At 62.8% G+C, this 19,789-nt stretch carries 33 protein-coding genes; all 33 read right to left on the bottom strand.

The window, feature by feature from the left end:
• Positions 1–10 precede the first annotated feature (10 nt).
• Positions 11–988, bottom strand: a complete 978-nt coding sequence (locus tag ASD64_RS13750) for a phage protease (protein WP_056105858.1) — start codon at positions 986–988, stop codon at positions 11–13.
• A gap of 267 nt (positions 989–1,255) precedes the next feature.
• Entirely contained in the window at positions 1,256–1,423 is a 168-nt protein-coding gene (locus ASD64_RS13755; RefSeq protein ID WP_156460142.1) for a hypothetical protein, read from the bottom strand.
• 260 nt (positions 1,424–1,683) lie between these two features.
• Complete coding sequence (locus ASD64_RS13760) at positions 1,684–2,856, bottom strand: phage minor head protein (protein ID WP_056105862.1); 1,173 nt, start codon at positions 2,854–2,856, stop codon at positions 1,684–1,686.
• Entirely contained in the window at positions 2,846–4,438 is a 1,593-nt protein-coding gene (locus tag ASD64_RS13765) for a DUF935 domain-containing protein (protein WP_056105864.1), read from the bottom strand. The genes ASD64_RS13760 and ASD64_RS13765 overlap by 11 nt, the downstream gene beginning before the upstream one ends.
• 9 nt (positions 4,439–4,447) lie before the next feature.
• Positions 4,448–5,794, bottom strand: a complete 1,347-nt coding sequence (locus tag ASD64_RS13770) for a terminase large subunit domain-containing protein (RefSeq protein ID WP_082549989.1) — start codon at positions 5,792–5,794, stop codon at positions 4,448–4,450.
• 1 nt (position 5,795) lies between these two features.
• Positions 5,796–6,359 carry a phage protein Gp27 family protein gene (locus tag ASD64_RS13775; protein ID WP_082549990.1) on the bottom strand — a complete coding sequence of 188 codons (564 nt, stop codon included), beginning with the start codon at positions 6,357–6,359 and terminating at the stop codon, positions 5,796–5,798.
• 1 nt (position 6,360) lies between these two features.
• Positions 6,361–6,663: a hypothetical protein gene (locus tag ASD64_RS13780; RefSeq protein ID WP_056105866.1), complete on the bottom strand. Its 303-nt coding sequence runs from the start codon at positions 6,661–6,663 to the stop codon at positions 6,361–6,363.
• A gap of 1 nt (position 6,664) precedes the next feature.
• Positions 6,665–7,084 carry a hypothetical protein gene (locus ASD64_RS13785; RefSeq protein WP_056105868.1) on the bottom strand — a complete coding sequence of 140 codons (420 nt, stop codon included), beginning with the start codon at positions 7,082–7,084 and terminating at the stop codon, positions 6,665–6,667.
• Positions 7,084–7,326, bottom strand: a complete 243-nt coding sequence (locus ASD64_RS13790; RefSeq protein ID WP_244480792.1) for a TraR/DksA C4-type zinc finger protein — start codon at positions 7,324–7,326, stop codon at positions 7,084–7,086. The genes ASD64_RS13785 and ASD64_RS13790 overlap by 1 nt, the downstream gene beginning before the upstream one ends.
• Positions 7,305–7,847, bottom strand: a complete 543-nt coding sequence (locus ASD64_RS13795; protein WP_056105871.1) for a 3TM-type holin — start codon at positions 7,845–7,847, stop codon at positions 7,305–7,307. The genes ASD64_RS13790 and ASD64_RS13795 overlap by 22 nt, the downstream gene beginning before the upstream one ends.
• Positions 7,844–8,053, bottom strand: a complete 210-nt coding sequence (locus tag ASD64_RS13800; protein ID WP_156460143.1) for a hypothetical protein — start codon at positions 8,051–8,053, stop codon at positions 7,844–7,846. Before ASD64_RS13800 ends, ASD64_RS13795 begins: the two co-directional genes overlap by 4 nt.
• A complete protein-coding gene (locus ASD64_RS13805) occupies positions 8,050–8,796 on the bottom strand; it encodes a glycoside hydrolase family 108 protein (protein ID WP_056105875.1) in 747 nt (248 codons plus the stop codon). The genes ASD64_RS13800 and ASD64_RS13805 overlap by 4 nt, the downstream gene beginning before the upstream one ends.
• Before the next feature lie 107 nt (positions 8,797–8,903).
• Positions 8,904–9,302, bottom strand: coding sequence for a helix-turn-helix domain-containing protein (locus tag ASD64_RS13810; RefSeq protein WP_056105877.1), 399 nt, complete (start codon positions 9,300–9,302; stop codon positions 8,904–8,906).
• The gene (locus ASD64_RS13815; protein WP_156460144.1) at positions 9,299–9,508 is read right to left on the bottom strand and encodes a hypothetical protein; all 210 of its coding nucleotides are present in this window, start codon (positions 9,506–9,508) and stop codon (positions 9,299–9,301) included. Before ASD64_RS13815 ends, ASD64_RS13810 begins: the two co-directional genes overlap by 4 nt.
• 5 nt (positions 9,509–9,513) lie before the next feature.
• Positions 9,514–9,741 (bottom strand): hypothetical protein, encoded by a 228-nt coding sequence (locus ASD64_RS13820; RefSeq protein ID WP_082549995.1) that lies wholly within the window; start codon positions 9,739–9,741, stop codon positions 9,514–9,516.
• Entirely contained in the window at positions 9,741–10,184 is a 444-nt protein-coding gene (locus ASD64_RS13825) for an ASCH domain-containing protein (RefSeq protein WP_244480793.1), read from the bottom strand. The genes ASD64_RS13820 and ASD64_RS13825 overlap by 1 nt, the downstream gene beginning before the upstream one ends.
• Entirely contained in the window at positions 10,184–10,348 is a 165-nt protein-coding gene (locus tag ASD64_RS13830; protein WP_210171810.1) for a hypothetical protein, read from the bottom strand. The genes ASD64_RS13825 and ASD64_RS13830 overlap by 1 nt, the downstream gene beginning before the upstream one ends.
• 53 nt (positions 10,349–10,401) lie before the next feature.
• On the bottom strand, positions 10,402–11,028 hold the full coding sequence (locus tag ASD64_RS13835; RefSeq protein WP_056105884.1) for a regulatory protein GemA: 627 nt from the start codon (positions 11,026–11,028) through the stop codon (positions 10,402–10,404).
• The gene (locus ASD64_RS13840; protein WP_056105886.1) at positions 11,025–11,273 is read right to left on the bottom strand and encodes a hypothetical protein; all 249 of its coding nucleotides are present in this window, start codon (positions 11,271–11,273) and stop codon (positions 11,025–11,027) included. Before ASD64_RS13840 ends, ASD64_RS13835 begins: the two co-directional genes overlap by 4 nt.
• Positions 11,270–11,956 (bottom strand): DUF2786 domain-containing protein, encoded by a 687-nt coding sequence (locus ASD64_RS13845; RefSeq protein WP_056105888.1) that lies wholly within the window; start codon positions 11,954–11,956, stop codon positions 11,270–11,272. The genes ASD64_RS13840 and ASD64_RS13845 overlap by 4 nt, the downstream gene beginning before the upstream one ends.
• 3 nt (positions 11,957–11,959) lie before the next feature.
• On the bottom strand, positions 11,960–12,142 hold the full coding sequence (locus ASD64_RS13850; RefSeq protein ID WP_056105891.1) for a hypothetical protein: 183 nt from the start codon (positions 12,140–12,142) through the stop codon (positions 11,960–11,962).
• 3 nt (positions 12,143–12,145) lie between these two features.
• Positions 12,146–12,523, bottom strand: a complete 378-nt coding sequence (locus ASD64_RS13855; protein WP_056105893.1) for a hypothetical protein — start codon at positions 12,521–12,523, stop codon at positions 12,146–12,148.
• Positions 12,520–12,852 carry a hypothetical protein gene (locus ASD64_RS13860; protein WP_056105895.1) on the bottom strand — a complete coding sequence of 111 codons (333 nt, stop codon included), beginning with the start codon at positions 12,850–12,852 and terminating at the stop codon, positions 12,520–12,522. Before ASD64_RS13860 ends, ASD64_RS13855 begins: the two co-directional genes overlap by 4 nt.
• 10 nt (positions 12,853–12,862) lie before the next feature.
• Complete coding sequence (locus tag ASD64_RS13865; protein WP_056105897.1) at positions 12,863–13,513, bottom strand: DUF3164 family protein; 651 nt, start codon at positions 13,511–13,513, stop codon at positions 12,863–12,865.
• Positions 13,494–13,835: a hypothetical protein gene (locus ASD64_RS13870; protein WP_056105899.1), complete on the bottom strand. Its 342-nt coding sequence runs from the start codon at positions 13,833–13,835 to the stop codon at positions 13,494–13,496. The genes ASD64_RS13865 and ASD64_RS13870 overlap by 20 nt, the downstream gene beginning before the upstream one ends.
• Complete coding sequence (locus ASD64_RS13875) at positions 13,832–14,137, bottom strand: hypothetical protein (protein ID WP_056105901.1); 306 nt, start codon at positions 14,135–14,137, stop codon at positions 13,832–13,834. Before ASD64_RS13875 ends, ASD64_RS13870 begins: the two co-directional genes overlap by 4 nt.
• The gene (locus ASD64_RS13880; RefSeq protein ID WP_056105903.1) at positions 14,134–14,427 is read right to left on the bottom strand and encodes a hypothetical protein; all 294 of its coding nucleotides are present in this window, start codon (positions 14,425–14,427) and stop codon (positions 14,134–14,136) included. Before ASD64_RS13880 ends, ASD64_RS13875 begins: the two co-directional genes overlap by 4 nt.
• Positions 14,424–15,473: an AAA family ATPase gene (locus ASD64_RS13885; RefSeq protein ID WP_056105905.1), complete on the bottom strand. Its 1,050-nt coding sequence runs from the start codon at positions 15,471–15,473 to the stop codon at positions 14,424–14,426. The genes ASD64_RS13880 and ASD64_RS13885 overlap by 4 nt, the downstream gene beginning before the upstream one ends.
• A gap of 37 nt (positions 15,474–15,510) precedes the next feature.
• Complete coding sequence (locus tag ASD64_RS13890) at positions 15,511–17,517, bottom strand: transposase domain-containing protein (protein WP_056105907.1); 2,007 nt, start codon at positions 17,515–17,517, stop codon at positions 15,511–15,513.
• Positions 17,517–17,978: a hypothetical protein gene (locus ASD64_RS13895; protein ID WP_056105909.1), complete on the bottom strand. Its 462-nt coding sequence runs from the start codon at positions 17,976–17,978 to the stop codon at positions 17,517–17,519. The genes ASD64_RS13890 and ASD64_RS13895 overlap by 1 nt, the downstream gene beginning before the upstream one ends.
• Positions 17,975–18,796, bottom strand: a complete 822-nt coding sequence (locus tag ASD64_RS13900) for a ParB N-terminal domain-containing protein (RefSeq protein ID WP_056105912.1) — start codon at positions 18,794–18,796, stop codon at positions 17,975–17,977. The genes ASD64_RS13895 and ASD64_RS13900 overlap by 4 nt, the downstream gene beginning before the upstream one ends.
• On the bottom strand, positions 18,793–19,149 hold the full coding sequence (locus ASD64_RS13905; protein WP_056105914.1) for a hypothetical protein: 357 nt from the start codon (positions 19,147–19,149) through the stop codon (positions 18,793–18,795). The genes ASD64_RS13900 and ASD64_RS13905 overlap by 4 nt, the downstream gene beginning before the upstream one ends.
• A 326-nt stretch (positions 19,150–19,475) precedes the next feature.
• Positions 19,476–19,760, bottom strand: a complete 285-nt coding sequence (locus ASD64_RS13910; RefSeq protein ID WP_056105997.1) for a helix-turn-helix domain-containing protein — start codon at positions 19,758–19,760, stop codon at positions 19,476–19,478.
• Positions 19,761–19,789: the final 29 nt, after the last annotated feature.

The raw sequence follows: 19,789 nt of genomic DNA on the forward strand, positions 1-19,789 counted from the left end.
ATGGCTGGGATCAGGCGGCGGGCAAGTCCTTGAGGTATTCCTCCTCGGAGAGGCCAAGACGGCGGCACATTTCCTTTTGCGCATCGTCGAGCTTGCCGGCGACCTTGCCGGGTTCGACGCGGGTCTTGTCGTCTTCGCCGGGCTTCAGCACGGCGGTCAGCTTCGACAGGCGCTCCTTGTACTTGTCGGCACCGACAGCGCGGCACAGCTCCAGCTCGCTCTCGCGAATTGCGGGAATGACCTTGCCGTCCGAGATCGCGCCGTCGACCAGGGCGGTGATTTCTTTCTCGGTATCGGCGTCCTTCAGCGTCTTGACCTCGGCGCGCAGCTGGCTGCACGTCGTGATCAGCGCATCGTGCTCGGTCCGCAGCACGTATTTGGCGGCATCGGGCTTGTCGACCTTGCCGCGCAGCTGCTCTTTTTCCGAATGCTGGACGGCGATCGCCGACAGGATTTCCGCCTCGGTGGCGGTCTCGGCGAGATTGAGCGCCTTTGCGATGGCTTTCAGCATGGCTGTTTCCTCTTGGGTTTCGGGCGCGTCGCGCCGGTTTAGGGATTTGATGTAGAGGGCGGGATCGTTGGTCAGGGCGACCGAGGAAATGCGGGTGACCGCGCGCGAGCCCGGCTCCAGGTGAACGACGGGCGAGATGTAGCGGTAGGATCGGCCTTCAACGGCAGCGCGCCCTTCGTCGGTCCAGGCCACCTTGCCGAACACTTCGCCGGCCTCGATCTTCAACTCGTTGATCCAGCCAACGGCGGGGGCCGACAGTCCCTGCGCCGCCCGGACTTCCGTCGCGTGCTCGTAATCAATCGGCATGTCGCGCTGGTCGCCCGCGAAGCTGGCGATGATGGTGTCGGGCGTGACGTTGCGCAGCAGGCGGCCGTCGCGCGTGGTGATGTCGCCGGCCGGCAGCAGCAAAATCCATTCCGGCGCGGCCGTGGAGGCAGCACCGGGTGCGGACAGAGCGAGGCGGATGGCGTTTTTCATCGCCGCACCATGGCGGCAACGATGTGCGAAGTTGCGGGGGTAGATTTGCCCTGGCAACCATTGGCCGGGGAGAGGATCGGCGGCGGTTCAGCGAACCGGCAGGCCCAGAACTATCCTATACTGCCGATCTACCGCAAGATCGATCGGGGAAAGCGAAACAGGGTCGATTTCGAAACGCTTTCAAAGCCCGTGGGAAGCCGTTCGACCCTTCTCGGCTCCATCCGGCCCTACGAACAGCACGCGCGTGTTCTAGGGCCATCCCTGCGATCACTGGAAGTCGCGCGAGATCTCGCGCTTGTAGATGACCTGGAAGAGAGCGGCCGCTTGAGCCTTGGCCGTGGCGAGCTGCGCGGGCTCGATCCGGCCGCATTCGGATTTGAAGCTGCTGATATCGCCATCACCCAGCTCGGCGTGGCCGGATGCAAGGATGACCATGCGCCACGCGCATCCCATGGTCGGGTTGGCAATCACCGCGTCATCGCAACCGGAGCTTAGGCAAAAAGCAAGATTCCGCTGGTCACCGTAGTCTCTTTCGTAAGCTCCCTTCATCGACGATCGGGCCTGACAATATGCCGGGACCGGCTGATTGCAATGCGCGTTTGCACGCGGGCGACGGCTGCACTATATTGCCGGTGCGTTCGAGACACGCTTGCCGGTCAAATGCGACCGCGGGGAGGTAGCGGCCCCCCGAACGCTTAATCCCTCTTCATCCCGTCACGCGCCCGCCGCATCTCGTCCCGCCGCCGTTCGCTGGAACGGAAGAACGTCGCGATGCGCACGAAGCCTTTGGCCGAGCGCCGCAACGCGACCACCCACCAACTGCCGTCGATCTGTTTCCAGTAGGCATGTGAGCCGTCTGGACGCTCGATAAGCTCGCCGCTGTCCAGCAACTCCTGGACCCGCCCAAAGCTGGCCGGATCGACATGCCGGTGCTTGCCGGATTTTACTGCCAGCGTTTCGTTTGAAACCACGACTGTAGGGCCTACGCCACGAAGCTTGGCAATGGCCTGCGGCGCGATCGCCACCGGCAGCTGGACGCGCTCCGGCATCGCTGCATAGGCCTCCGGGGTACGGCTTTCCCACAGATCGGCGACGATCCTTTTCGCAGCTACCGGCTCCGCCAGTTCGATGCGGTCGGCCATGGCGTGCAACAGAGTTCGGGCGCGGGCCTTGCCGGGGTTCGTATGCCAGCCGGGATCGACACCTTCCGGGACGCGGGAAACCTCGCCGGTGCGCTTGTTGCGATAGTTGCGCCACTGAATTTCCGGCTCGGGACTGACCCCGACCTTCACGGCCTCGAAGCGGGTGATGGCGCGGACCCTGCATTTGCAACCCCATCCGTTCGGCGGATAGTGCGTGTCCCAGAACGCATCGTCGATCGGCAGCACCGTGCCCTCGATGGCGACGTGCGCGTCACGATGTACACTGCTCGGCCCAAGCTCGTAGATGAAGAACGGCAGCGCACCCTTGGTCCGCTGCGCGCGCTCCCACTGGCCAGCTGCATAGGCCGTGCGGGTATTCGCCCAATAGATCGTCTGGAGCCGGCGCGGACTGCCGAGCTGCGCATTGATGATCTCGCCCGTCGCCGGGTCCGCCATCTCCTTCTTCCCCCACCAGCCGAGCGCCTGGAGGCGCGGCGCGAGCTGCTTGGCGAATTGCTCGAACGGCACGCCATCCTTCACCGCCGCATCAGTCGCCTCCCGCAGCGCCTGAAGCACGTCCATCTCCATCGCCTTGGCGACGGTGAAGGCGTGAGCATGTTCCTCGCCCCAGGTGTCCTGCCAGTGAAAGGATTTTTTGAAGCCCTTCCCTTCGAGATAGGCGACGGCTTCCGGTGGCGGACCGCCCCGCAAGCCTTCACCCGCCATTGTTCTCGCTGCCCTCGACGCGCGCGGCAAAGGTCGCGGCCGCCAATCGGTCGATCAGCGGCTGCAGATCGAACTTGCCAGCCAAGCCGGCAATCGCCGCCTGCATCTCCTCATAGGTCGAAGCCCCTTCAAGGGCCGCATGAACAGCCTTCATAAGCGGGTCGATCTGCGGTTCCCATTCGTCCAGCATCTCGGTGGAAAAGCCGGTGATCGGATCTTCGAGAAGCGATAGCGCCATGGCCTGTGCGAGTTTCTGGCGACGCATCTGCTCGGCCTTGCCGAAGCGTCGCGACGGTTCGGCTACCGTGACGGGCGCGCGCTTCAGCACCTTCTCGCCCTCGGCCGGCTCGCGCCAGCCGAGCTTCGCAAGCACCGGCCCTTGCGGTACCTCGCCGCCCATCTCCACGAACTTTTGTGTCGCCTCCATCAACGCCTTCAGGTCTTCGGGATCGTCGACTGGGTATGTCACCTGCGGGGTGCCATTCTTCGGCACGCCCTTGTTGAAGGCAATGTAGGGGTCGATCAGATCGCGCTGCGTTGTCGCCGCCAGATCATCGCCGTCAGCACGAAGGATCAGCAGGCGGATATCATCATGCACCTCGGCCTGGGCAAAGCTAGAACCGTCCGCCGATGTCATGGTCTGGCCGACGATCAGCTTCGCGAATTGTTCGTCCAGATATGTAGCCATGCCCTTGAAAGCATTCTCGCCACCGGCCGACGCTTTGGTCTCGATGAACTCTATGATCATGTTCTTATGGATGATGGCCCCGCCATCGGCGGCGACGTTGGCAACGGCGCGCAACAGCGCCCGCTTGTCAGCCTCGGTCGCGCTATCATCATATTTGCCGATGCGGAACGGCATGCCGTAGACTTCCAGAAACGCCATCCAGTCCTTCAAGCTGAAGCTCTTCAGCATGAATATCCACATGGCGGTTCGGGCGAGACCTTGCCGGATCGGCGTGCCGGACTTCAACACCGGCGTGTGGATCAGATATTTGCCCGCCGTGAGCGCCAGGCCGTCCGGATTGCCATCCTCGCGCAGCCGCAGCTCGCGGCCGGTGATGCGGTCGAACTGGAAATGGCGCGGATCGCGCGACAGGATGCGCGACGGTTTCCAGGCCGAACCGGACATCGACCAGACGATTTCCGCAACGGCAAAACCCTTGGCAATGCCATCGGCCAGATGCATGACGATGTTGCGGAACTGGGTGTTGTCGATCAGCTTGCGGACTTCCTCCGCCAACTCTTGGTCGGCAGTGTCTTCGCTCGCGGCCGTGACCACCGGCTTGATGTTGCGGATCGCCAGCTTGCGCTGGCCGAGCGCCATGCGATATTGCGGCTCGCGCTCCTCCATCTCTTCGGCGAGCGTAAGGTAATCGGTCAGGTCCGCGCCCGGTTCGGCACTTTCACGCATGATGCGGGCGAGCTTGTTGGGCGTCAGGCCGGAAGCAACACCTTCATGCCAGATCGAGCGCACGCCGGTCATCGTCGGCGCGCTCTCCTCCAGGGCGAGCTGACGCTTGGCGACGGCCGTCGCCTTCAGCGCCCGGCCGAACTGATCCATGAGACCGGTGAATTCCATGATCGTCTCCTACCAAAGACCGCCGCGACCGAAGGCCGAATAGTCGCCAAGCCCGCCGCGCTCGTTGATGTCGTCGTCATTCAGGGCGCTGATCGGGGTGTAGCTGTACTCAATTTGCGACCCGCCAGCGGCATTCACGGCGAGAAAGCATGCCCAGGTACGGTCGGCGTGATCCTCATCGCGCTCGGCAACAAAACGTGGTGCGCCGGTCGGCCCGACCATCTTGCGAAGCTTGTGCAGATCAGAGCGCAGCGCAGGCCGGCCTTCCGGTATGCGGATGGTGCGATCCTCAAACCGTTCCTTGCCGGCCGTCGCCATGACGAGCTTGGTCGGGCCACTGAACAGCACGCCCTCGATGCGATCCTCGCCATAGAGGCGCTGGGCATCTTCCACCGGCTTTTCGCCCATGCCGGTCTGATCCATGCAGACGCGGCCGACACGGTAGCGGCGCATCACCTCGTCCAGTGCCTCGTCCTGGGCGGCGAACTTGGCGCGCTTCAGCTCGATGATCTCGCGCGTCCACAGCACATCGCCGATCTGCTCAAGCACGTAGATAACAAAAAGGTCGTTACGCCGGCCGATGTCGACGCCGACGAAACAGACACCGCCGCGATACAATTCAGGCTTTCCCGCGTCCGGGTCTTCAACGGAAGTGATGAGTTCGTAGGACAACCAGGCCGAGGCTTCATCCAGATATTTAAGCTCGTATTCCTGTGCCCAGGCATCCTCGTCCGCGATGCCCTTGCGCAGTTGCTCGATGTTGCGCGGCAGGCCATCGGCCACCGCCTGATAGATGTCGACGGAATGGCGGGACCATTCTTCATCGTCGGATGTGTCGAGTTCATAAAACTTGCCGCTTTTGCCGTTCGGCGTCGAGGTGACCCGCAACTTCCAGCCTGCCGAGATGACCGGGAAGAGCGCCTTCCAGATCGCGTTGCTGTCGCGGTGGAAGGCGAACTCGTCCAGGAACACATTCGACGAAAAGCCGCGCGCCGTGTCCGGGTTGGCTGGCAGCGCCGTTATCCTGGAGCCATGAGGGAAGGCGACTTCGAGAGCCTTGTAGCTGACGGCCCCAATATCATAGGCGGCCTCGTAGCTGTCGAACGTGAGACCATAGGCCTTGGCGTGCAGCTTCACCCCTTCGTCCATGGCCTCTTTGGCCTGACGCTCGCCGCGTGACAGGATCACCCACCGGGTGCGCTTCTGCTGAACGACATGCTCAAAACTATCGTCGACGCTTTCCAGCGTCGTCGTGAAGGTCTTGCCGGTCTGGCGGGCGAACTTGCCTAGCTTGAACCGGGAGTTGTCCTTCAGCCAGCGGCGCTGATATTTGTAAAGCAGCGGACGGTCGGCCATCTCACTCTCCGGAATAGGCTTTGCGGATAAGCGACAGCACCTCGGCCGCGTCCACGTTGCGACCGGTCTTTTCGACCTCGCCGGTGACCGCGTTGACGGCCTTTTCCATCTTCGCCTGGGCGGCGGCTTCCGCCTTGGCCTTGAGGCTTGCAGAAAGATGCTGCGCCGAAACGGTCTGTTTGAACGCCGAGGCAAGTTCCTTCACATCCTCGGCGGACTTTGCATCGTCGATCAGTTCGTCGATTACCGACTTCAGCAGCTCACCAAGGATGATATCCTGATCGCCCATCTTTTCCGGGGTGATGGTTTCGGCGATGCCGGCGTAGATATGATCGCGTTCGGCCAGTCGATCGGCCCGGCGCTTCAGGCGGATGCGACGCCGGCTGAAGGCGGATTTCGATATCGGTCCTTGGCCCTTGACCGCGAGCCGGTCGTTCAGTTCGAACAGGATATCAGCCTGCGTTCGCGCGCGCTCGTTGAGCCGGGCCAGCGCCCACACGACATCGTCCTGGCAATCTTCTGGCAGCTGGTCGAGCGAGGATAGGACGCGGCGTTCTACGGCCATGTCACAGCACCGGTTCGGAGGGGCTGTCGACACCGGATATGAACGTCTGAAGCGCCAGATGTTCCAGTCCACGCGGCGTGATGGTGGCAATCTTCACCGAACCGGCCGCCGTGATCCGGACGGCCTTGCGCTCGGCCAGGAACTCGAATTGATCCTCGACCCAGCCACGTGAGCGGTTGATCAGAAAATCGTTCAGCAGGAAGTTGCGCACGGCGCTCGATGTCATCGAGCGGTTCGACTGGGCGTGCAACTCCCGCAGGATGATGAGGCGCGCCTCTTGTTCGATTGCTGTCTCGCCGCCCATGCTATTTCTCCACGCCCTGTTCCATGAGGTAGTTTTGAATTCTGGCGCTTGTGGCGGCGAGCGGCCGAAGGCGCTCGTCCAGGGTGTCCATCCGCCCGGTCATCCGACTGTCGAGGGTTTCCATCTGGCCGGTGAGTTTTTCCAAAGCCAATTCCAGACGATGCGACTGATCGCGGTCTGGCATGTGCTGCATTTCGCCCTCGATCTTCAGCAGCCGGTTCTCGACTTTCTGGAACCGTTCACCAATGTCTTCGCTGGCCCGCTGACGCTGATCGGCAAACTTGCCGATTTTGTCTTCCAGGTTCTCGATCGCCTTCAGCGCTTTGGTCGCCCTGGTAGACATCAAGTTGTAGGCGGTGGTGGCGAAAGTGGTCACCGTGTTCGCCGCGACGATCCAGGCGAGCAGTTGCGTCAAGTCCATCAGGTGCGTCTCCGGCGATAGCGTTCGAGACGCTGTTGGCAGTCAAGGCAGCGGTCGGCCGAGGGCAGTGCGCGACGGCGTGCGGGGTCGATCTCTTCGCCGCAACTGCGGCAGTCGATTTCACCCTGCCGTCGCAGAGCGATCCGTGCGGAGGCTATGCCGGCCTCACGCTCCTGGTGGGCGCGAAGGTCGGCCAGTTCATGCGCGAAATTGCCAAGCTTCAAAGCGCGCGCCCCAGCCATTTTGAAAGGCCGTCCTTGATCGTGTGACCACCCATGTAGAAGGCGGTGAAGATGCCTGTGACCGCAAGCAGGGTGCCGATGTCGACCAGCAACACCAGGCGCGCGCTGGCACCCATTAAGGCGACGAACAGGTTGAGCATCGGCACAACGAAAACATACCAGGCCCAGGCTACGAGAAGGCCCCACATCCATGCCGGCCGCCACGCCCACGTCCACGTAGCCCCGCCCTTGTCCATCTCGGCGCGCATCAGATCGTGCGCCTGCCTTTGCTGCACGTTCCATTGGATCAGGAGGTCAGGCGCCTGCGCTTCCGTCACGGCCACCGCCGCCTCGATCTTGTCGGCAGGCAGCGAGGGCAATTCATCGGCCGTTACGCCTGCATGGCCGGCGATGGTGTCGACGATCATGCCGCCGACTTCACCCACCGCTCCCCCTAGGTATTTCTCAAGGAGACCTTTGACGATCGGCGCGCCGACCTTGGCGGCGGCGTCGACCAGAATGGATGCCACAAACGTGCTCATGCCAGCACCCCAATCGTCACATCAATGATCCATGAGACCGCCGCCAGGACGAGGCAGATCGGGCTGGCGCATCCGAAAAAGATCAGAAGCGGCAAATATCCGGACATGCTCGGCGTTGGGTCATTGGACAGCGCAGCGAAGAGCACCATCGCAACTGCCGCCGAAAGACACCCGGCGATCAGGAAGAACACGGCTACGGACATCATGCCACCGCTCCCGCCTCGGCCGCGTAGGCGGCGGCGCGATGCTTATGGATGATCGCGCGGATGATCAGGACCGCCACGACAACAGCGCCGGCCGCGAGCAGCCCGCCAATCACCCAGCCGGCAATCGCATCGGCATGTTGTGGGTTGAGCGCCACGTCGCCGCCGCCTGCCGTGGTGGCGGTACCGGTTGCGCCGGCACCCTTCGTATGATTGGCGGCCTTCTTCTCTGCGGCGACCTGCTCGGTCTGCAGCTTTCTGTGGACGACCGCTGGCGCTGATGACGCGGCCAGCGCCCAGGCAACGCCCTTCGCCTCAATCGCCGCGACGCGACGTGACCAGCCCTTGCCGAAGGTTTTCCAGATTGCGAGTGACTGCATGAAGCCGAGGCGCTTGGCGCAGAGCTTCTTGACGGTCTGGTCATCGCTGCCGCCAGCCGCCGCCAGGAGCCATTTCAAGGCGCGCGACGGGCCTGAATTGACGCCTGCGTCGAAGGTCGCGAGATCAACACCGGAGGCGAGACGGTCGCCGCTCACCTTGTTCCAGAAGTCCTCGCGGTAAATCTTGGCGACGTTCTCGGCCGTGATGTTGCGCAGCTGTGTCTTGGTGGCCTTTGGCACCCAGCGCCTGAAGGTGGCCAGCGTAATCCCCTTCATGGTCGCGCCACCGGGGTCTTTCGGGTTGTCGGCCCAACCGCCTTCGTATGCCAGGGTGACGTTCAAACACGCCTGAAAGTTCTTCTGCATGGGTGATCTCCGGTGCGACAAAGCCGGAGCGGCCCCCGGTATTCGGAGGCATTGTGGTCATTCAGGGATGGAAGTTGCGGGGGCAGTTTCGCCCTGGTCGACGGCTGCTAAAACAGGGAGCCTTGGCCATCATCGTCCGGCTCGCCATCTTTGAGGCGGCGGCGATGGCTCTTCACGGTCGACCGACTGACACCGAGCAGCCGGGTGGTGTGATTGATGGAATAACCGTTGCGGGTCATTTCGGCAATGGCAACGCGGCGGCGGCGCATCTGGCCAGCCAGCGCTGGCGGTATCTCGATCTCGGTACCGCCGAATGCCGCGATCATGTTCCGAGCGGCCTCCTCACCGATTAGCTCCGGCAGCCAATGACCAGGCCGAAAATGCTTCGGGATGAAAACGGTCAGGCAGGCGCGCTCTCGGCCAAGGATCAGGGCGGCGCGCTCGCCGGCGACCTCGGCGATCCGGTTCAGCATGGGCGAAAGCCATGGGCGGTCGTCGTCCGTCAAATCGCCCTCCCGATCGCTGTCTGAAGCTTCAACTGCTGTGCCGTCAAATCGCGCAGGCGCGCCTCCAGCACGACGCGCCGGTGGCTGTGCGGCCGCAGCGACAGGATACGGCGCTGGAGATCGGTGCGGGCATCCTGCAGCAAAAGCACTTCCCGCTGCTCGGTCCATACGAGCAACGGGAGGATTTGCGGCAAGGTGCTGGCCATGATCATCACGTCCTGGCCGGCCATTGCGGAAACAGTGCCGTGACGGCCGAGACGTTCTCGGCGTCGCGCTGCAGGACGAATTTCACGTTGTCGATGGTGACGCCGACAGCGCCGAGGCGCGCGCCATTTTCCAGACGGCCGGCAAGGTGCCGGCGTACAGCGGTCACATCGAGGCCGTGCGCGCGTTCCAGATACCGCAGCACGGCACGATCCGTGATGTGGACAACAGGCATCAGGCCGGCCTCCATTCGATCAGGACGCCGTCGAAGCGGCCGGCGCCGTGGTTGGTCATCCAGAAGTGACCCATGTTCCAGCGCGCGGAACCGCGCCAACCTGTGTGCTTCCACCGCCAGTCCCCGACAGCGTCGACACCGAAGCCATCGGCGCAGGCAAAGGCTTCGATCTCGGCGGGGCGCAGCGGTATTCCGTCGATCAAGATTGTCGCGATCATGTCGTCGATCAGCACTGTGGTAGCGATCTCGATCCTTCGGGTTGCGGTGCAGATCGGGTCGGGATCGACCAGCTTGCGGCAATGGCGGGTGCGCATGCCCTGATAGAGCTGCACCGGCTCACCCGGTCGCGCATGACGCTTCCGATCGGCGCGCACCGTCTGGAGCTTGGAGCCGGCGATGATCTGCGGGCTGAACATGGCCTTGAAGCTATAGGCAACCATCATCAACCAGCCTTCTTCGCTGCAATGTAGGCCCGGATATCGGCCTCATGATCCTGGCAGAACAGCAATGTGTCCCGCACGGCTTCCATGTGGCCGATGAGCAGGTCGGCCTCGGCCTGCCGCATCTTCCTTTCCGCGACCCGACGCGGGTAAACCTGCTTGCGCATTTTGATCTCCCGGTCGATTTCGAGGAGCTGGCTGGTAATCGAGACCCTGGCCATCAGCGGCGCACCTTTCTGACCTGTTCGCCGAGAGCGTTCATGACCGGCTGCCAGTCCTGGTCGGCCATCTGGTAGACAGTCGATCCTTGGTCCGACACGAACTTATGGAAGTCGGCGATGGAGGCACCAAAGGCCTCTGCGGCCAACAGGATTTGCCATTGAGCGATCGCCACCTGCGCTCCGGGAACGCGCAGCCAATCGGGCCGATCGAAGCCCGTCGACCAGTCCACACGGGCCTCACGCGCGATCCAGCTTTTCAGCGCCTCGATCGCCTTCGCGGCGTCGGCTGGATCGTGGAGGAAGCGAACGTGAGACAGGCCTGTCTGCCGTTCGACGAAAGCGATCAGCGCCTTGTCGTCTCTATTGTGAACGACGCCGAGGTTCCAACCGGCGATCCACAGCGCCTGCAGCTTGCCGGAATACTTGCCTTCAAGGCGCTTTCGAGAGCCGGTTGAGGCGGGCTTGAAACCGCGATCGCGGAAGGCCGCGACGACCTTGTTGCGCTCGGCCTCGGTCATGTCGCGCGTCGAAGCCTTGCCCGTGATGTTGACCAGGGCGGCACGATAGGTGTCATCGTCCAGGCCAAGCTGCTTCTTTGCGACGTGGATGGCTGCGAGCGCGCTCATTGCAGGGCCTCGCCGTGCATACGCAGCTCGCCGCGCTGGCCAGCATCAACCGTTTCAACGATCTTGGTGGCAAGCCAGATGGCGACGCTGCGGCTGGTGACGCCGCCATCAAAACTGTTGTTGCAGGTCGCGGCCGTGATCGAGACAATTGCCGCGAACGCATCGTCGAGGGGCATGCCCTCCATGACAGCGGTCAGCGACAAGGCCAACTCGCGCTGTGCGGTCGTAAGGGTGTGGTGCGTCATGACGCACCGCCTATCTGCAGCGGCGCATCGGCCTCGCCAACTCCATGGGCAAGCGTAACCCGCGCACCGGCGCGCCAGCCTGCTGACCGGGCGGCACTGTGGCGCAGCGGCGCCTTCCGCTGTTTGATAAGACCCATATCGGGATAGCGTTCGGCCAACGCGGTGGCGGCATCGGCCTGTGCGGCCTCATTGATGGTGGACGCGAAAACGTCGACCAGTCGCCATCGCAGCAGATTGACCATGCCATCCGTGAAATCGGCAACCGCCGCACGTTTCGACTTCAGCCCCCTCCGGCGGCGATAGAACGTGGTGGTTTTGAATTCGCGCACCGCGCGGGTGATCGCGCCCTCGCAAACTTCCCGCAGATAGACGGCGACCTCCGGCCCCGGTGCCCGCCCGATAAACTGGACCTCGGCACCGCTGCGGCCACGGATGACGACATGGGCGGTGTTCGTGCAATGGCCGATCACCGGCCAGAGCTTTGCCTTGATGGATCGGCCATGGTCGCTTGGCGACGTTTCCTCGCTCATGACAATATCGGCTTCAGATAGGCCATGGTCGCGCATCAGCTGCGCGACCTTCTCGGCGGCGGCAAGGGCCTCGGCTTCCGTGCAGCCGCGCTCGGGCGTCTTCTCGCGCAGCATGCGGATGCGGTCGCGGACTTTCTGGCTGGCGGCGCTCATAGCTCAACCCTCCCGCTGCTCTAGGTCGGTTAGCAGGGCGGTCACGGCCCTATCTGCCCAGCAGGCATGCGCCTCGACCTCGTCCGCCAACTCGTGCAGGATCTTCGCGGCTGTGTGAAACGCGCCGTCCTTGGCATAGAATTTCGCCAGCCCGACCTGATCCCTGATCTTATCGTGTATGCTCATCGCTCAGCCCTCCCTCGGCACGATCGGTGCCGGGCCGGAGCCCTGCAGGTTGATGACGTCTTCGGCCGGCTGGGCAGCGTCGATCTTCTTCCTCGCGGCCGTCTGCCAGTTGCGCAACGCGCCGTCGAAGCCGCTGGTGCAGGTCGACCGGATGCTGGCCATCTTGACGGAGCAATCGCTTCCCCGGCTCGTGAAGCTGGCATCCTCCTGGTTCATGAAAAATGCCATCAAAGCGCGCATGGCGGCGTCGTGCCGCTTGCGCCACGCGGCGTAATCCTTGATGGTCTTGGTGTCGGAGGAGCCGGACGCTTCCGACACGTGGGCCATCTGCTCATCGACCAGCGCGACCAGGCGCTTCAGATTGTTAATCCACAGGGTCATGACTGAAGCGCCTCCAGCGCGGTGCGGCTGGCCTCTGCCAGCTTGTTGACGGCGGTGATTTCAGCAGCGGCGCTCGCCTTCGCGGCGACGACCTCGGCGTCCAGGCGCGCCATGTCCTGGTGATAGACGGCATCGAGCCGGCCTCGTTCGTCCTCGACCTCCTGCACTGTGGATGCGCATGCCTTGCGGGCGTCGGATGCGCGGCGCATGCAAGCTTCGATCGAGCGCCGATAGCCGTCTGCCGCCCGCTCCAGTTCCTCGGCCGGCGTCTGCGGCAAGTCGAATTCCTTGGCCAGTTCGCTGGCCAGCTGATGATTGATCGCGTTCATGATTTCCCCCTCAAGCCTTGGCAAGATCGATGGTGACGGCGGTCCACGGCGCGTCCTGTCGGGAGCGCTCGTAGCAACGCACGTAGGTTTTCGAACCAACGACACGCATGGCGTCGCGGATTGCGGTCATGGCCTTCAGCCAGCGCTCGTCCTCGATGTCGTGGCGGAGCAGCGCGAAGATCTCGGCGCGGTTGATTTGGCCAGTCTTGTCGACGTTGAAGGCGCGGGTCACGATCGAGCGGATTTCGGAACGGCTGTCGGCCGTCCATTCCCGCAGACATTCGTCAATCAGGCTTTTGGCAATCTGCAGCTGCGGGCCGAAGTCGATGTAGTCCTGCACCTGCACCTGAATTTTCATCAGGCCGTCGAACGACATGAAGGTCTTGTTGCCCTTCAAACCGCCGACCTTTGCGCCGTACTCCTGGGCGAGCAGCGCTTCGAATGCGCCGAGATCGTCAAAGGTGTGGGCCTTGAAGCGGGAGATCTGTTCCGACAGCTCGCGGGCGTAGCTGATCACCTTGCGGACTGTTTCGTCCTGCAGCTTGTCGGCAGGTTTTATGCTCTCCAACGGAACAAGGTTGCCCTTGGCGTCGGGCATGTAGGGTTTGCCGGCGACATCAACGACGCCGGCCGGAGCCTGTTCAAGCGTTTGAGCTTCCATCTTTCATTTCCTTCTCGGTGAGGGCTTGGGTTTCGACGCGAATGGCGGACAGCAGGCGAGCGACCTCGCTGGCCTGATGCGCGATCGCGGCGTCGGCTACGGCACAATTCTCATCTGTGTCCTGCGGGAGGCGGAGCGCCCGCAGGAGGAGGTCAGCTTCCACGCAGACCGCCCAAAAGCGTTCGGTCGCAACGGCAAGCGCAAGCACGGTCGACGAAGAGGCCCCGACTGCATTGCGCCGGGGGTTCGCGATGATGTGGCCGGCAGCGTCAAGAACATCGACGCGCTGGGCGGCAGACTGCAGGGCTTCGGAACCACTCATGCCGATGCACCCGGCAGGCCATCGCGGCCGACATTGGCCAGCAGGAACAGGTTCGTTCCCGGCCGCATGGCCTCCTCCAGCACGCGGTCCTCGCTCCCGTGATCGGCACGCGCTGCCGCGTTCCACCGATGGCGGGAAATCTCATGTGCCTGCTTGAGGGCGGACTGGCCGAAGAGGAACAGCACGCGGTTCATCAGCTGGACCTGCTCGGCGCTCAACGTCACGCCGGTCGCTTCATGCGATACGAGTGCCCGCCGCAACTGGAACAGGCCGTCGCTCACTTGGTAGAGGTTGTCAGTCATGACTTCCTCCCCCCGAAATCCGGACGGAACACATTGCCGTCCTGGGCGATGGGTGCGGCATGCAAGGCAGCGTCGGCTTCCTGATCGAGGAACCTGCGACCAGCACGATCCGCTTCAAGCAACCGGAACGTGTTCAGTTCGCTTTCCATGCAGAGGGCCAGATCGCGCAGGATGCTGATCTGCTCGAAGAAGAACTGGCGGGACTGTTCGTTGATGGTGATCGGCGTCGGCCGCCGATCCTTGAAATAGCCCGCGATCTCGTTGAGCTTGGTGGAAAGGACGGCACTCATGTGTCCATCTCCACGTCGCGGTTCTTCCAGGCCCCCTGCAGATGCTTGAGTGATATCGGCTCTCCGCAGCCGGTGGCCAACATCGATGCAAGCTTGACCGTCTTGTCGATCTGGCCGAGGGCACCGCCCTTGTTGCCGACGCCGATCAGGAACTTGACCGCGTCCGGGTCGGACACGCCCCATGCCGAAATGAACGTCCGAAGATCGTCCATGTAGGGTTTGTTGCGCAGCAGCCGCTTGCCTATGCGCCTTTTGATCTGCGCGTAGGAAGGCCCGTCGCGCTTGTCGTCGCGGTTCTTCGAGAACCTGCCGTAGATTTCGGTGTTGCCGACCAGGGCGACACCGCAACGATGGATATCGACGAAGTGCCGGAGCTGGTTGACCGCATCGTCGTTGAGGTTCTGCGCCTCGTCCACGATCAGCAGCGTGCCGTCGCCCGACCGCTCCAGCCGCTTGCCGATGGCGCGGGTGAGGCGGGCGGGATTGTGGACCATCACGTCCAGTTCCTGGGCGAGATCGGTCAGCATGCCGTGCACCGTCTTGGTGTGCGGCGACATGGTGACCATGTAGACATGAGGGCGGGTGGCGGCGAAGTGCTTGCAGGTCATCGTCTTGCCCATGCCGGCTTCCAACGTGATGATGACCATGTCCGACGCAACCTGCGCCCAGTGCAGGGTTTCCAGAACTTCCTTCGCGGCGATGGTCGGAAGGAAGGCCGGGCTGGATGGGATAGCCGCAACCAGTCCGACAGTCTCGCCGACCGCGTCCAGCCACAGCTGCACCTGCTTGTTCTGGTTTTCCAGCCGGCCGTTGTACTTGCCGGAAAACCACTGGCTAAACGTCCCGTCGGGCATGCCGATGCGCCGCGCAACATCGGTTTTGGTCCAGCCCTGTGCGGTGGCGATCTCGATCACCTGGTCGATCAACAGCCACCACGCGTTGATGTCGGTTTCCGTCCGGTTCGCCAGACTGGCATCCGGGCCGGCGAGGGGCCGCTCCCAAACCGGCGTTGATTTCAGGTGGCTTGTGCCTACGATTTCATTCATCTAAAAAGGTTCCTCGTTGATTTTTTCGGGCGGGCTTTCAAACCCGCCCGTTCTTTTTGGAACCGTACTCACTACTTACCGGCTCATTCCCCTGCGGGAATTGGTGGATCGAAGTGCCGCCTGTCAGCTTGGCCATCGCCTTCGAAAAACTGTTCTCAATTTCCTCGTCATCCATCTGCTCGGCCGGCGCTGGCTTCATCGCCAGATTGCCCGTGACCAGTCGCGTGATTTTCGGAGGAGCGGATCGGGCAGGTGCGGCTGGCGCTTCCTCGCCCTTGGTCAGGATTGCGGCCAGTTCCTCGGCCGACAGGCGCGCATGGGCGCGCTTTTGGGCCGCGACCGCCTTCTGGTAATCGCCGCGCATCTTGGCGTGTCGCCGCGCCGCCTCCGCGTCGTGGAAGCCGGTATCTGCAACGCACTCGGCATCGCAGATCAGCACGTTGTTGGCGTCGTAGACCTTGATCGGCTGCGTCAGGGCGTCGGGGTCGAAGCGTACCGTGACGAAGCGCCCGGCATGGCCGTTCAACTCGCGCGACCAGTAGCGGTTGCCGAACAGATGGATTTCGCCGGAACCCTTTTGGGTGCGGATACGGTCCGCTGCCAGCAGCCAGAGTGACCGCTGGGCAGCTGTTGGCCAGCGCACGATCGTGGCGGGATCGGCCATGGAGGCGGTGAACGTTTCGTCGAAGCTGCGGCCGGCACATACCTTGGCGGTACGACCAGGGCGGGCGTTGTGTTCGGCAATCATCCGATCGACATGGGCCTTCATCACCGCCAGCGGCACGGCGGTGGAGCCGTAGTTTTCCGGCTTGGCGTCGACCTTGTTGCCGGTGTAGGCGCCGGCACAGATCGGGTGCCGCGATATCTCGCTGGCTAGGTCGCGCCATGCACGTTCGATCGGCTTCGACTGGCCCGAGTAGGGCAGGGTGAACTTCAGCTCGATGCCGAGCGTGGTCAAAAGGCCCTGCGGGTCTTCGTCCCGAACCTTGAACCGATACCGGGTCGGCGTGCCACCGCTGATGTCTTTTGAGGCGAAGGCGCGGCCGTTATCCAGCGTCATCATATCGGGGATGCCGTGGCGCTCGACCATGTCGCCAATGACGAGCCGGACCGTCTCCTTGTTTTCGCTGTCGGACAGTCGCCACGCGAGGATTTTTCCGGAGTACAGGTCTTGGATACCGAGCAGCATCAGGCGGGTGACGTGGCCATCGTCGAGGCGCACGAACACGTCGATCTTGTGGCCGTCCATGTTGACCGCCTTCATCGCATGCAGGTGGGTGCGGGTTCGGCGCTGGGCGGGAAACAGGGTCTTTGCCTTGTCTCGGCCCTTGCGGGCGAGCGTCTGGACGGCTTCCGGTATCTCCGCATTCAGACGGCGGCGCAGAGACCATTCAGATGGTACCGGCGACCATTTTTCCTTCTTCGCCGCCTTGAGCAGTCTACGGTAGCAACTCGTGAACGTCGGCTCTTCCGGTCGCAGATAGTCCGACATGATGAAGGCCCATGCCTGTTCATGGCAGGCGGATCGTTCAGCGCTAGCCTTTGATCCGGGAGCAAGTGCGGCCAGCCAGTCATCGCGATCCAAGCCGTGGACCGCACCCAGCCAGCGGTAGATATTGCGGGCGCTGACTTCGTGGCGTTTGCCGGCCAGCTCCACTGCTGCCGTGACCGACCAGCCGGATCGCAACAGCTCATCCGCCTCCGTGACAGTCTTCAGGCGCATATCGCAGATGGCTTTCTGATCGTTCGAAAGGGCTTCGAACCGCGCCCAAAGGGCCTTTTTCTTTTCGGCGGCGGGGTCGGCATCGTCATTGGCCGGGGTCGAATGTACGACCAGGAGGCGCAGCTGTGCCGCCTTCGGGAGCAGGTCGACATGGTATTGCCAGACAGGCTTTCCATCGCCCTTCACCTGACGTGCGAAGGCTGGGTTATGACGCCACTTTGCGCGGGCCAGATTGTCCAGGCTCTTTTCGGAGGGCGGCAGGTCTGGCAGCTTCGCAGCTGCCAGTTCAGCAACGGAAAACCATTCGCGCGCAATCGACATCAGCGCACCCGGCGCTTCAGGTTGACGGGGATGGCCGAGAGCGTCTTGAGCTGCCTTTCGAGAAGTTTGCGCTCCTGCTGGATCGCGGCGATTTCGGCGAGCCGAGCCTCGTCACCTTCCAGCAATGTCAGGCCGTCTTCCGAAACCACCATGTCCCAAAGCCAGACGGCCCCGGTGGCGCGGACGAACGCCTTGAAACGGGCAAGACTGATATCGTGGTTGGCGTTGCTCTCGGCCGTATAGGCGTCGAGCGTGGCCTTACTGATCGACGGCAGGCCGAGATATTGCGCCATGCGTGCCGCGATCACCGGGCGGTCGTATGGGCATTGGCGGATCGCCTCTGCCATCGCGCGTTTCACTTTCGAGCGAAAACGCTGCAGGTCGATATGGGTTGCGGGCGAGCGCACCGGAAAGCGCGGCTCGCTGAAAAGATCGTACTGGTCGGGATGGAGCTTGGTCATTGTGCCGGCTCCCCGGCTTCGACCAATCCGACCAATCCAAATTCTTCCATGAACCGGGCCTTGGTTTCTTCGGTGGCTCGCGCCCAGGCGGATACGAGGTCGTCATAAACTGCGGCCTGCTTGTCCACCTTGGGGCGCGGCCCCTCTACGGCCGCTAAGGCCTTGGCCAAGTTCGGCCCTTCGGCCTTGAGCGCGATGGCTGTCAGGCGTTGCTTGTGCGGCTCCATCTTGGCCAGCTTGAGCAGGGCGGACTGATTGTCGGCGAGCGGGGTGCCGCGAATGGCGGAGCGAACGTCCGGATGCAGTTTCTGCACAATGAAGCTAAGGCGCTTGACCGATGGAGCCGAGATCCCCATGCGGTCCGCAACATATTGCGAAAAGCCTGCTGATGCCTCGTCTTCGAGTAATTGGATCAAGTTGATCCTATTACCCGGCCGACCCGCTTCGATTTTACCGTATTTGCGTTCCCACGCCTCGCGGTAGGAGCCGACGAACACGGCCCGGTCGATCACCGATAGTTCGTTTCGAAACAGGTTTTCCGAAATCTCGACAAGTTGCGCCTCGTCCTTGTCGGCATCGACGATCACGGCGTCGATGTTGTCGTCGTCGTTCAGCACTGTGGCGCGCAGACGGTGCGCGCCGGCCACCAAAGTGAACTTGCCGCCCTTGGCCGCTGGAGTGGCGCGCACGGTGATCGGATTGATCAGGCCATGCTCGACGATCGACTGCGCGATGGCGATGGCATGTTCTTCTTCCACGGCCCGCAGCCGCTGCGGCACGACAATATCGGTGACGGCGATACGTTCGAATTTCATCACGCGGCGTCCTTCATGATTTTCTTGTCAAACAGGTCGAGCGCGCGGCGAGCCATGCGCTTGTAGGCAGCCTCGAAAACCGGGTGTTCCAGGCGCGCATCCACAGAGCGGACGGCAAAGGAGATCGAACAGCGTTGCCGGCCCATCATCGTGACGAGACGGCGGCGCGGCACGTCGAAGACGGTGTTGAGGATGTGGATTGCGATCTGACGGGCAAGCGCCGCATCGAACCAAGCGTGCGGCGGATTGATGATGTCGCGCAGCGCCAGATGGCTGAAGCCGGATTTCACGGCAGCGTAGCTGCAGGCCATCATGACCTCCAGGCGCTCGTCTTCGTTGTACGGATTGATCGTCATGACTTACTCCACAAACAGCCGGGAAAGGGCGAGGACGACGCAAGCGGCTGTGCTGATGATCAGGATCGAGGCCATCGCGAGCGTCTCCGCAGCCCGGCAGGCTTTCGAATGCGCTGGGATAAACGGGTTGGGCCTGTCGATTTTCGAGGAGACTTTCGCCGTTGTGGCGCGGGGTCGATCCGGCAATTGTCCAGGGCGTGACGTGGGGCGGGTCGGAGCGCTGACAGCCGGGGCGGACCTCTCGACTATGGGAGTGCATTCATGCCCTGCCGGTTTCCACCGGATGGCAAAGGCTAGAGCAGCCGGAACCCGCCCTGCGCCACGCATCAAGCGGCATCCCGGCGGGCGGGAGCGGGCTTGCTGGGGGTTGTGAATTTGGTTGCGAGAATGCGGTTCCTGCGTTTCGGATATCGGTCTTGGAATACCGTCTCCACGGGTTCGCCAATGAAATCGGCGATGGCGCGCTCGACGCGTTCGTTTGGGCGGGTCCAGATGTTCTTGACTCCGGAAAGCGCAAGCCCGTACGTCTCTGCAATGCCTGCCAGCGTCATGTGTTTGCGGCGCAGGCAGGCAAGGATTTCGTGACGATCCCAGGCTTTGGGCTTTGTCATCGGTATCTCCTCATTAAGCGGGTGTTGGC

Source organism: Mesorhizobium sp. Root157, from assembly GCF_001427385.1.
GTDB lineage: Bacteria > Pseudomonadota > Alphaproteobacteria > Rhizobiales > Rhizobiaceae > Mesorhizobium.